Here is a 12,009-nt window from a genome sequence, read left to right on the forward strand (position 1 = left end):
GAAAGCCCGGCGCACCGGGGAGATCGCGAAGCAGCCGTCAAAACCATCGCGCGGGGAATGCCGGGTGGTCTCGGCTGAACCTGTGGTGACTGCCGCCTGCTTTTTTTGTTGCAGGCGGGCCATGGGTGCGGCCAGCGCCCGGCATTCCCCGTGCCTCTTCCGAGGGAAGAGGGACATCGATCAGCAAGACTCGGACGCGAGAACGCGCCGCGAGGCAGCGAAGCCATGTGCCATCGCAGTCATCACACGCCAGCCGCCGTCATTGCGAGCGAAGCGAAGCAATCCAGAGTCACGCGTGCGACTCTGGATTGCTTCGTCGCAAGTGCTCCTCGCAATGACGGAGAAGGTGAGAGAGACCGAGGCGATCGGTATGGATGGCCGGTTGGAGCCAAATCCGACCCGGTCAGCGACGCGGCGGCACAAGAGGCTGCTCTAGCGCTTCTCCTGGCCGTTGCGCTTTGCGAGCGTCCCGGCGCGGAGCGCCGCGCCGAACACTGCGCACTCATAACGGAGGATATTCAATGATGGAAATTTGGACCAGGCTGGGCCACCGGCCGTTTCGGCCGATGGTGGGCACGACAGGGATCGAACCTGTGACCCCTACCATGTCAAGGTAGTGCTCTCCCGCTGAGCTACGTGCCCTAATCCATAAAGTCCGTTCGGGTGGGCGTCCCTATATCGGCTCCCGCGCAGGCAGGCAAGGACGCAAAATGCCGAAATTGGGAATAATCCGCGAATTCGCGAGCCGCGGTCCCGGCGGCTCAGGCCGCCAGCATCTTGTTGACTTCGCTGACGAGCTCGCGGAGGTGCACCGGCTTGGACAGCACCTTGGCGTTCTTGGGCGCCTCCGAATCGGAGTTCAGCGCGACCGCGGCGAAGCCGGTGATGAACATGATCTTGATGTCCGGATCGAGCTCGGAGGCGCGGCGCGCCAGCTCGATGCCGTCCATCTCCGGCATCACGATGTCGGTGAGCAGCATCTCGAACGGCTCCTCGCGCAGCCGCTGATAGGCCGACATGCCGTTGTCGTGGGGCGAAACCTGGAACCCGGCATTTTCCAATGCCTTGACCAGGAAGCGGCGCATGTCGTTGTCGTCTTCTGCGAGCAGGATCTTGTGCATGGCTTGGGAGTCTGGACCGGTGAGAGGCGAGCGTTGCCGCCACTAAGCCTGACGGGCGGTAAATTTCGGGTGAAAGATTGCAGCTTTTGATCCGACATCGGCAAGGCAATTTGAGGGCCGACGCCACGCGTTTCGCCCAAAAGCTGCGCGCCAGCTCAGAGTTGTTCCAAGCCGGGGATGATCTTTTTCATTGCTTTTCGCTTGGCAGAACGGCTCGGATTATCGAAGATGCGAGTTGGCGAAGGCAAGCGCCTGCGTTGTCCAACGCACGACGGCCGGAAGATACCGGCGCATCAACAGACGTGACACCAACGCACGTGACCTGAGGGGACGACGCCCAGAGATGACCGATTTTGATGGCGAATTGCCGCCGTTCGAGATCATGGAGCCTGCCGAATGGCGCGCGCCCATCATCTTCAATTCGCCGCACTCCGGCTCGGTCTATCCCGACGAGTTCCTGCTGGCCTCGCGAATCGACCTGCCGTCGCTGCGACGCTCCGAAGATTCGTTCATGGACGAGCTGATCGCCGATCTCTTGACGCGCGGCTTTCCGGTCGTGCGCGTGCATTTCCCGCGCTGCTATGTCGACGTCAACCGCGAGCCTTACGAGCTCGATCCGCGGATGTTCACCGGCCGGCTGCCGAGCTTTGCCAACACCCGCTCGATGCGGGTCGCCGGCGGCCTCGGCACCATTCCGCGCGTGGTCGGCGACGGCCAGGAGATCTATCGCGACCGGCTCAATGTCGACGAGGCGCTGCACCGGATCGAGACGTTGTACAAGCCGTATCACCGCGCGCTGCGGCGGCTGATCAACCGCGTGCACCAGCAGTTCGGCACCGTGGTGCTGGTCGACTGCCATTCCATGCCGTCGGTCGGCGTGTCGCGCGACGAGCCGCGGCGGCCGGACATGGTGATCGGCGATCGCTACGGCACGAGCTGCGCGTCGCTGCTGCCGGACCTGTTCGAGGATGTGCTTGGACGGCTCGGCTATTCGGTCGGCCGCAACAAGCCCTATGCGGGCGGCTTCATCACCGAGCATTACGGCAATCCGGCCTCCGGCCTGCACGCGATCCAGATCGAGCTCAACCGCGCGATCTACATGGACGAGCGCAAGCGCGAGCGCGGCCCGCGCTTCGCCCAGGTCGCCTCAGATCTCGCGGTCCTGGCTGAAGTGCTGGCCACCGTGCCGCTCGGTGATCTCGGCCCGTTCCAGGCCGCGGCCGAATAGATCGGACCGAGCTGTCTCATCTTCGCCCGCAATGACGACGATCGCCGCTGGCGCCGGCGCAAAAAAAGGGCCGCTTGAATGACAAGCGGCCCAAGTCTAGGGAGGAAACGCCCAAGGAGGGCAGCGATAACGCGAAGCGCTACCGCACCGCAACAATATGCAGATGCGCTGCACAAAGCGCAAGGGTTTTTCGGCCAAACCCCATGCAAAAAACACAGGCCGGGTTGCATTGAGCGCGACCCGATCCTTATTTCATATGAATGTTCAATGGCTTGATCTAAAAGTCTGATCAATGGCGGGATCGGGTACCTTTCGGTTCTGGTTTCGGTTGGGTGGCGAGGGCAGAAATCCCGCACCGATGCGAAGCCGCCGGTCACCGGACGGAATCCAAGATACCAAGTCGCTGTTCCATATCCGGATGCGCACCTCCCGGCTTTGCGATAGGCATGACGGCATCATCCGCTTTCCGATTCCCTGTTCGAAGGACGTGCCGTGACGGTCATCGACTTCTCTGCCTTCATCGGCCGCCTCGCGACGGCCTCGGGCGAAACCATCCTGCCGTTCTTCCGGACCTCGCTGCTGGTCGACAACAAGAGCAACCGGCAGGATTTCGACCCCGTGACCGAAGCCGACCGCGCCGCCGAGGCGGTGATGCGGCGGCTGATCAAGGCCAACTTCCCGCAGCACGGCATCGTCGGCGAGGAGTTCGGCAATGAGCGCGAGGACGCCGACTATGTCTGGGTGCTCGACCCGATCGACGGCACCAAGTCCTTCATCGCGGGCTTTCCGACCTGGGGCACGCTGATCGCGCTGCTGCACAAGGGCACGCCGGTGTTCGGCATGATGCACCAGCCCTTCATCGCCGAGCGCTTCGCCGGCGACAACGAATCGGCCAATTACAGGAATTCAGCCGGCGAGCGCCGGCTGTCGGTCCGGCGCTGCGAGCGGCTCGAAGATGCCGTGTGCTACACGACCAGCCCGCGGCTGATGAACGAGTCGGACCGCGCCATCTTCAGCCGCGTCGAGGCCGAGACCCGGCTGTCGCGCTATGGCGGCGACTGCTACTCCTATTGCATGCTCGCGGCCGGCCATCTCGATCTCGTCATCGAGACCGAGCTCAAGCCCTACGACATCGCGGCGCTGATCCCGATCATCAACGGTGCCGGCGGCATCGTCACCGATTGGGAGGGCGGCCCGGCCCAGAACGGCGGGCGGATCATCGCGGCCGGCGACAAGCGCGTGCACGAGGCGGCGCTGAAGCGACTCGCTGCAGGCTGAAGGGGCGTTTCCGTACAAATACGTACAATTCACAATAGGATGCATTGTTAACATGGCATTGAGGCGAGCTGTCTAGGTTTACAGAAAATGCAGGCCGACGCGCATCGGGCGCGGCCGCACGACTGACCCCGGGGACGATTCATGCTCGGCACCAAGCTCCGCCTCACCCACAAGATCATGGCCATCGCCCTGATCGGAACCGGAGCGCTTGCCAGCGTCGGCGGCATCTACTTCCTCGGGAGCCGGTCCCAGGAAGCGTCCCGCGAGGTCGCAGACAATGCCCGTCGCATTGCCGATCTCAACCAGAAGCTGGCGACGGATCTGCTCGAGGCGCGCCGCGCCGAGAAGGATTTCCTGCTGCGGCGCGACCAGAAATATGCGGCTCGCCACGCCGAGCTCAGCGCGGCCATCAAGCGCGAGCTCGACGATCTGCGCAGCACGGTCCGCGGCCATGGCGAAGCAATGATTGCGGGCAAGGCGGACGCGGTGGCTTCAGGATTCACCACCTACAGCATGGAATTCACCGAAGCCGAAAAAGCGGAAGTCCGCCTCGGCCTCAACGAGACGCTGGGCCTGTCCGGATCGCTGCGCGCGGCCGTCCACGACATCGAAGCCAGGCTGAAGGACGTCAACGATCCCCGGCTGACCAGCGGCATGCTGATGTTGCGCCGGCATGAGAAGGACTTCATGCTGCGCCGCGATCCCAAATATGTGGCCGAGTTGAAGACCACTGCCGGCGAGTTCGGCAAGGCCGTGGCGGCAGCGGAGCTGGCGGCCTCCGTCAAGGCGGACATCGTCCAGAAGCTCGACAAGTATCAGAAGGACTTTCTGGCCTGGGCCGACGGCTCCCAGGAGGCCGCGCGACACGCCGCGGCAATGTCGAAAGCGTTCGCCGACATCGAGCCCTTGATCGCCGAGATCGCAAAGACCGTGGCCCAGCAATATGCGGCGGCGCAAGCCGCTGAGGCCAGCACCGGCCAGACCGTCCGGAGCAGCATGCTGCTCACGCTCGCGGCGTCACTGCTGCTGGTCGCCTGCATCTCCTTCCTGATCGGCCGCGGCATCTCCAATGCCATCCGCAGCATGGTGCGCGCCATGACGCGGCTCGCCGGCGGCGACACCTCGATCGTCATTCCCGGCGTCGGCCGTCACGATGAAATCGGCGAGATGGCCGATGCGGTCGAGGTCTTCAAGACCAACCGCATCGAAGCCGAGCGGCTGCGCGCCGAGCAGGACGAGATCGAAAAGCGCCAGGCGCAGCAGCGCAAGGCCGACATGACCGCGCTCGCGCAAGGGTTCGAGCTGGCCGTGGGCCAGATCATCGAGACGGTCTCGTCGGCATCGACCGAGCTCGAAGCCTCGGCGCAGACCCTGACGCGCAATGCGCAACACGGCCAGGCGCTGGCGACCTCCGTCGCCTCCGCCTCCGGAGAGGCCGCCGCGGGCGTGCAGTCCGTGGCCTCGGCCACCGAGGAGTTGTCGGCGTCGGTCAACGAGATCGGCCGCCAGGTGCAGGAATCCGCCCGCATCGCCGGCGAGGCGGTCGGGCAGGCCCGACGCACCAATGATCGGGTCGGCGAGCTGTCACGCGCGGCGACGCGGATCGGCGACGTCGTCGAGCTGATCAACACCATTGCCGGCCAGACCAACCTGCTGGCGCTCAATGCCACCATCGAGGCGGCGCGCGCCGGCGACGCGGGCCGCGGCTTTGCCGTCGTGGCCTCCGAGGTCAAGGCGCTCGCCGAGCAGACCGCGAAAGCCACCGGCGAGATCGGTCAGCAGATCGCGAGCATCCAGTCCGCGACCGTGGAATCGGTCGACGTGATCCGCGAGATATCCGGAACGATCGAGCGGCTCTCACATATCTCGTCGGCCATCGCAGCCGCCATCGAGGAACAGGGCGCTGCGACCCAGAACATCTCCCGCAACATCCAGCACACCGCCCAGGGCACGCAGCGCGTGTCCGACAACATCGTCCAGGTCGAGCACGGCGCCACCGAAACCGGCTCGGCATCGGCGCAGGTGCTGTCGGCGGCGCAGTCGCTGGCCGGAGAAAGCAATCGGCTCAAGCTCGAAGTCACCCGCTTCCTGGAGACCGTGCGCGCCGCGTAAGCTGTCTCATCCCGCCGCCTTGCGCAAATGCTCGACGAGCAGCCTGGCGGGACGCGGCAGCGCCTCGAAGCTCCGGGCGCAGATCACGAGCCTGCGATTCGCCCAGGCGTCGCGGAGCGTCACGAGGCTGATCGGCAGCGAGCGCGCGCAACGCCGCGCCGCGGCCTCCGGCACGACGGCGATGCCGATCCCGGCAGCCACCATCTGGCAGATCGCATCGAAGTCGCGCAGCCGCGCCCGCACATGCTGGCGGATGCCGAGCCGCGCCGCATGCCGGCCGATATGGGCGTTGAGCGCGGTGCCTTGGGTCAGGCCGATGAAGTCCTCCCCCGCCGTCTCGCTGAAATCGATCTGCCGGCGACCCGCAAACGTGCTGCGCCGGCCGGCGACCAGGATCAGCCGGTCCTCTCCGAAGGCGAAACGCTCGACCGTCTCGGGCAAGGCGTGCTCCGCCGCAAAGCCCAGATCGGCCCGGCCCGACGCGATCGCCTCGGCGATGTCAGTGCTTTCGCGCTCCTCCACGTCGACGTTGATGTCGGGATGCTCGCGCAGAAAGACGGCCAGCGCCTTGGGCAGATGCTCGGCGAGGCCGACGGTGTTGGCAAGCAGCTGGACGTTGGCGCGAAGGCCCGACGCGAACCCGGCGAGCTCGCCCTGCATGGTCTCGACCTGCGCGATGATGATGCGGGCATGATCAAGCAGGCTCTCGCCCGCCGCGGTCAGTTCGACGCCGCGGCGGCCGCGCTTGAACAACTGCACGCCGAACGCGTCCTCGAGACCCTTGATCCTGGCGCTCGCGGACGCCAGCGCCAGATGCGCACGGTCGGCCCCGCCGGTGATGCTGCGGGCTTCGGCGACGGCAATGAAGAGCCTCAGATCGACCAGATCGAAACGCATGCTTTCTCTGCCTCAGCTCAGGACGAAGGCTGTCTCCGTAACCTCCACATTGTGCGCGCCGCGCGCTCTGGTCAAATGTGAGGGCCATGATCGATTCCATCCTCATCTTCATCGCTGTCGCGCTCACCTTGGCCGGTTTCGTCAAGGGCGCCCTCGGCCTGGGGCTGCCGACCATCTCGGTCGGCCTGCTCGCGGTCGCCATGCCGCCCGGGCGGGCGCTTGCGATCGTGATTGTCCCCGCCGTCATCACCAATATCTGGCAGACCTTTGCCGGCCCCTATCTGCGCGACATCGCCCGGCGCCTCTGGCCGCTGATGGCGGGGACGGCGATCGGCATCTGCCTCAATGCCGGCGCGCTCAGCCATGCCTCGACGCGCTGGGGCAATGTTGCGCTCGGCGTTCTCCTGGTGCTCTACGCCGTGCTGGGCCTCACCAAATTCGCCTTCAAGGTCGCGCCACGCCACGAGAAATGGGTCGGCGGCATCGTCGGCCTCGTCACCGGGCTCATCTCGGCCGCGACCGGCGTGCAGGTGGTCCCGTCAGTGCCCTATATGCAGGCGATCGGCCTGGAGAAGGACGAACTCGTCCAGGCGCTCGGGGTATTCTTCACGGTCGCCACCGTCACCCTCGCCTTCAACCTGACGAGCTCCGGCCTGCTCAGCCCGGCGACCGCCCTGCCCGGCGCAGTGGCGATGGTGTGCGCCTTCGCCGGCATGTTCGCCGGCCAAGCTGCGCGGTCGCGGTTGCCGGCCGAGGCCTTCCGCCGCGTGTTCCTGATCGCCATGATCGCCCTGGGACTCTATCTGGCGGGCAGCGCCGTGATCGAACTTTCCTGGTAGTCAGCGCGCCTCCAGCATCGCGATCCTCACGCCGAGATAGACGAACAGCCCGCCGATCGCGCGGTTGAGCCAGGACAGGGCCGCGGAAGAGCCGCGCACGCGGCGCGCGGCCCGCGCCGCCACCACGGCCACGCCAAGGCACCAGATCGTGCCGTTGACGATGAAGATCGTGCCGAGCAGCAGGAAGGCGATCGGCTTTTGCGGCGCATCAGCCGCGACGAACTGCGGCAGGAAGGCGAGGAAGAACATTGCCACCTTCGGATTGAGAACGTTGGTGAGAGCGCCCTGCCAGAACACTTGGCGCAGCGTCGCCGCGGGCGCCGTTGTCATCTCCCTCCCGGCCTGCGCGTCTGCGGGCCGCCGCGCCAGGAGCTGCGTGAGACCCAGATAGACCAGATAGGCGGCACCGGCCCATTTGACCGCGGCAAACGCCGTGGCCGACGCGGTGAGCAGCGCCGACAATCCGACCGCGCTTGCAACGACGTGGACGAGACAGCCTGCGCTGATGCCGAAGGCGGCCGCGGCGCCCCCGCGCCAGCCCATCTGCGCGCTGCGGCCAATGATGTAGGCCGTGTCCGGACCTGGCGTCATGTTGAGCAACAGGCCCGACACCAGAAACAGCAACAGGTCGTGAATGCCGAGCATGATTGAACGTTTCCTAACCAGATAGGTCTAATGATCGAGGATGCCCGCCTATTGCCGTCGGAAACGGCGGGCCGCAAGTGGCTTCCTCCGCCGGCAAGGTCTCGTGAGTGGTTCCGCAAAAGGGTTGGATTCGGCCGCCTCGGCCATGGTATGCGCGAGGTGGGAGCACGATGTGATGGAACGACGCCTTGCCGCCATCCTTTGCGCCGACGTCGCCGGCTATTCGCGGATGATGGGCATCGACGAGGCCGGCACGCATGCCGCCTTCAAGGCGCATCGCGGCGCCATTCATCCGATCATTCTCAATCACGCCGGCCGCATCGTCAAACACACCGGTGACGGCTTCCTCCTGGAGTTCGCCAGCGCCGCCAGCGCGATCCAGTTCGGGATCGAGATGCAGTGCCTGATGGCGGAGCGGAACGCGGATCTTCCCGCCGAGCGCAGCATGCGCTTTCGGCTTGGGATCCATAAGGGTGAATTCACGATCGACGAGGGCCAGGCGTTCGGCGACGGCATCAATGTTGCTGTTAACCTGGAATCGATTGCGACGCCGGGCGGTGTCGCCGTTTCGGCCAAGGCCTATGAGGAAGCGAGCGCGCAGCTGCCGATCCGGCTGAGCAGCGCCGGAAGCTTCCAGTTCCGGAACCAGCCTGAGCCGGTCCAGGCCTGGATCTGGGAGCCTGGCAGTGAAACGGCATCCCATGACCGGACACAGCGCCTGCCGCCCCAATATCGTACGGCGATCGTCGGCGTGCTGCCCTTCGTCAATCTTGCCGACAGCTCCGATGAATACCTCGCAGACGGGCTCGCGGACGATCTGATCCACGCCTTGTCGCTGCAGTCGTTCTTTCGCGTCCTGAGCCGCACCTCGACGTTCCGCTTCCGTGACCGCACCCTCAGCCCCCGCCTGATCGCGCGCGAAATCGACGCGACCTATCTGATCCAGGGGACGGTACGGCGCTCGCATGACAAGATCCGAGTCACGGCAGAGCTGATCGCGCCCGAGACCGGAGCCCAATTGTGGACTGGACGCTACGACCGCGACCTCGGCGATCTCTTCGCCATGCAGGACGAGATTACGACCAGCCTCTGCGCTGCTCTGATGCCGGAGATCTATCGCGTCGAGGCCTCGATCCCCGTGCGCTCGCCTGGAGCCGATCCGACCGCCTGGGATCGCTTCCTGCGCGGGCTGTCGCACTACTACCGCCCGACCAAGGCAGACTACGAAATCTCCATCTCGCTGTTCCGGCAAGCCATCGCGCTCGATCCGACCCTCGGTCTCGCGCACGCCTATCTCGCGACCATTCTGATGCAAGGCATCAACTTCGGCTGGATCAAGGGCTCTCGGTCGCTCTGGGACGAAGCGAAAACCCTGGCGTTGGACAGCGTTCGGCTCGATCCACGCTCCTCCTTCGCCTATGCGATCCTCGCTTTCGTACAGGCCATGCAGGGGGCCCATGACGACGGCATGAAGGCCGCCCGCAAGGCTACCGAGCTCAATGCCTATGACATGGGCGCGCGCGGGGTGCTTGGGCTGTGCCACATGGTCAATGGCGAGCACCAGCAGGCGATCGATCAGTTCTCGATCGCCGCCCAGCGCGGCAACAGCGATCCACGTTATCAATGGCCGGCGCTCAACGCCTACAGCCACTATCTCCTCGGCCGCTATGAGGCCGCGCTGTCCTGGGCGCGCGAGGAGTTGTTCCTGTATCCCAATCACCTCCAGGCGCTGACGATCCGGCTCGCAGCGCTGGCGCAGCTTGGCGACACCGAGCAGGCGCGCGCCGCAATCGAGGCGCTGCGCGAGCAATATCCCTGGCTGACGCTGGACCGTCACCTGAAGAACATCCGCTGGAAGCACCGTGCCGACATCGAGCACTACCGCGACGGGCTGATCAAGGCGGGGCTGAGCTGAGCCGGGCCCGCGGCATAGCGCCGAGCCGCCACATGGCCTACACATTGCTTCCGCAAAATGATTGGATTCGACCGCTGTTGCCGTGGTATCGCCCTGTGTAGGAGCAAGGACGGAATGGAGAGACGGCTGGCCGCGATTGTCTGTGCCGATGTGGTCGGTTACTCGCGGATGATGGGCGCCGACGAGGCGGGAACCCATGCCGCGTTCAAGGCGCATCGTGGCGCTATCCACCCGATCATCCTCAATCACGGCGGCCGGATCGTGAAGTACACGGGAGACGGGTTTCTCCTGGAGTTTCCGAGCGTCGTCGGCGCCATTGCCGCGTCGGTCGAGGTGCAGAAGCTGATGGCCGAGCGCAATGCGCATCTCCCGGCTGATCGCGTCATGCAATTCCGCCTCGGCCTGAACATGGGCGACGTCATCTTCGATGAGGACGAGGTGTTCGGCGACGGCGTCAACACCGCGGTGCGACTTGAAGCCGCAGCGCCTCCCGGCGGGATCGCCGTCTCCAACAAGGCTTACCAGGAAGCCAGCAAGCACCTGACGGTGACCTTCGTCGACCGCGGTCCGTTCCGGTTCAAGAACATCGAAGAGACGATCAACGTCTGGACCTGGGACCCGGCCGCGCCCGAGACCGCCCGCGAGCCCCGGGCCGCTGCGACGCTGCCCGCGCAATACCGAACCGCGATCGTCGGCGTGCTGCCCTTCGCCAATCTCAGCGGCGAGACCGACGAGTATTTCTCCGACGGTCTGGCCGAGGACCTGATTCACGCGCTGTCGCTGCAGTCGTTCTTCCGCGTGCTCAGCCGCAACTCGACCTTCGCCTTCAAGCACGCCGGCATGAGCGCGCGCCTGATCGCGCGCGAAATCGATGCGACCTACCTGATCCAGGGCTCGGTGCGGCGCGCCGGCAACAAGATCAGGGTGACGGCGGAGCTGGTCGCGCCTGAGAACGGCGAGCAGCTGTGGGCCGGCCGCTACGACCGCGACATCGGTGATCTCTTCGCCGTCCAGGACGACATCACCGCAAACCTCTGCACGGCGCTGATTCCCGAGATCTACCGCGCCGAGGCCGCTGTGCCGGTGCGGTCCAAGACCACCGACCTGACGGCGTGGGACCGCTTCCTGCGCGGCCTGTCGCACTACTATCAGCCGACCAAGGCCGACTACGAAAGCTCGATCGCGCTGTTTCGCGAGGCGATCAAGATCGACCCGGGCCTCGCCATCGCCCACACCTATCTCGGCACCATCCTGCTGCAGGGCATCCATTTCGGCTGGATCAGGAACACGCGCGCGCTGTGGGACGAGGCGATGGCGCTCGCCGAGGCCGGCGTGCGCCTCGACTCGCGCTCGTCCTTCTCCTACTCGCTGCTGGCCTATGTCCACGCGATGCAGGGGCGGGTCGAGGCCGGCATGGAGGCCGCCCGCAAATCGCTGCAGCTCAATCCCTATGACATGGGGGCCCGCGGCGTGCTCGGCGTCTGCCATCTCGTCGCCGGCGAGCACCGTCAGGCAATCGAGCTGTTCTCGGTCGCGGCGCAGCGCGGCAACAGCGACCCACGCTATCAGTGGTCGGTGCTGAGTGCGTTCAGCCATTATCTGCTCGGTCAATATGACGCGTCGCTGTCGTGGGCGCGCGAGTCGCACTATCAGAACCCCAACCATCTGCAGTGCCTCGCCATCCGCGCCGCGGCGCTGGCGCAGCTCGGACGATCCGTCGAGGCGGGTGAAGCGGTCGGCAGCCTCCTCAGCCAGCATCCCTGGATGACGATCGAGCGCCTGCTGAGCAACATCCGATGGCGCAACCCGGCCGACCTCACCCATTATCGCGATGGCCTCGCCAAAGCCGGCATCCCGCTGACCAAGCTCACTCTGGTCGACACCAAGGCCAAATTCGCAGGCGAGTAGCGCGATCGCGACTTGAGGTTGACAGCGCGGCGGGTTACGCCATCATTCACTATTGCATTGTACCGT

General features: G+C 65.4%; 9 protein-coding genes and 1 tRNA gene. 6 read left to right on the forward strand and 4 right to left on the reverse strand.

Annotated features, from left to right (window positions below; all coding sequences use genetic code 11):
• Nucleotides 1-567: 567 nt before the first annotated feature.
• Together ACQR1Y_RS20925 and cpdR are read right to left on the reverse strand one after the other, a co-directional pair.
• Nucleotides 568-642 (reverse strand) — tRNA-Val (locus ACQR1Y_RS20925).
• Nucleotides 643-761: 119 nt separating this feature from the next.
• Nucleotides 762-1,121 (reverse strand): cell cycle two-component system response regulator CpdR, encoded by a 360-nt coding sequence (gene cpdR, locus ACQR1Y_RS20930; protein ID WP_006610087.1) that lies wholly within the window; start codon nucleotides 1,119-1,121, stop codon nucleotides 762-764.
• A gap of 343 nt (nucleotides 1,122-1,464) precedes the next feature.
• On the opposite strand from cpdR, the gene ACQR1Y_RS20935 reads away from it, so the two are divergent.
• The 3 genes from ACQR1Y_RS20935 (at nucleotide 1,465) to ACQR1Y_RS20945 (ending at nucleotide 5,739) form a co-directional block, all read left to right on the forward strand.
• Nucleotides 1,465-2,349, forward strand: coding sequence for an N-formylglutamate amidohydrolase (locus ACQR1Y_RS20935; protein ID WP_434861559.1), 885 nt, complete (start codon nucleotides 1,465-1,467; stop codon nucleotides 2,347-2,349).
• A 492-nt stretch (nucleotides 2,350-2,841) separates the two neighbouring features.
• On the forward strand, nucleotides 2,842-3,627 hold the full coding sequence (gene hisN / locus ACQR1Y_RS20940) for a histidinol-phosphatase (protein WP_434879365.1): 786 nt from the start codon (nucleotides 2,842-2,844) through the stop codon (nucleotides 3,625-3,627).
• A gap of 141 nt (nucleotides 3,628-3,768) precedes the next feature.
• Entirely contained in the window at nucleotides 3,769-5,739 is a 1,971-nt protein-coding gene (locus ACQR1Y_RS20945) for a methyl-accepting chemotaxis protein (protein WP_434879366.1), read from the forward strand.
• Nucleotides 5,740-5,745: 6 nt separating this feature from the next.
• On the opposite strand, the gene ACQR1Y_RS20950 is transcribed toward ACQR1Y_RS20945, so the two are convergent.
• The gene (locus ACQR1Y_RS20950; protein WP_434879367.1) at nucleotides 5,746-6,636 is read right to left on the reverse strand and encodes a LysR substrate-binding domain-containing protein; all 891 of its coding nucleotides are present in this window, start codon (nucleotides 6,634-6,636) and stop codon (nucleotides 5,746-5,748) included.
• A gap of 86 nt (nucleotides 6,637-6,722) precedes the next feature.
• Here ACQR1Y_RS20950 and ACQR1Y_RS20955 point away from each other — a divergent pair, with 86 nt between their 5' ends.
• On the forward strand, nucleotides 6,723-7,475 hold the full coding sequence (locus ACQR1Y_RS20955; protein ID WP_434879368.1) for a sulfite exporter TauE/SafE family protein: 753 nt from the start codon (nucleotides 6,723-6,725) through the stop codon (nucleotides 7,473-7,475).
• On the opposite strand, the gene ACQR1Y_RS20960 is transcribed toward ACQR1Y_RS20955, so the two are convergent.
• Nucleotides 7,476-8,120, reverse strand: a complete 645-nt coding sequence (locus tag ACQR1Y_RS20960; RefSeq protein ID WP_434879369.1) for a LysE family translocator — start codon at nucleotides 8,118-8,120, stop codon at nucleotides 7,476-7,478. It abuts the gene before it with no gap.
• Nucleotides 8,121-8,295: 175 nt separating this feature from the next.
• Here ACQR1Y_RS20960 and ACQR1Y_RS20965 point away from each other — a divergent pair, with 175 nt between their 5' ends.
• Both ACQR1Y_RS20965 and ACQR1Y_RS20970 read left to right on the forward strand, forming a co-directional pair.
• Nucleotides 8,296-10,035, forward strand: coding sequence for an adenylate/guanylate cyclase domain-containing protein (locus ACQR1Y_RS20965; protein WP_434861565.1), 1,740 nt, complete (start codon nucleotides 8,296-8,298; stop codon nucleotides 10,033-10,035).
• Between the two features lie 114 nt (nucleotides 10,036-10,149).
• Entirely contained in the window at nucleotides 10,150-11,943 is a 1,794-nt protein-coding gene (locus ACQR1Y_RS20970) for an adenylate/guanylate cyclase domain-containing protein (protein WP_434879370.1), read from the forward strand.
• The last annotated feature ends 66 nt before the right edge of the window (nucleotides 11,944-12,009 follow it).

Origin of the sequence: Bradyrhizobium sp. HKCCYLRH3099 (assembly GCF_051167855.1) — a bacterium.
In the GTDB taxonomy this organism is placed as follows: Bacteria; Pseudomonadota; Alphaproteobacteria; order Rhizobiales; family Xanthobacteraceae; genus Bradyrhizobium.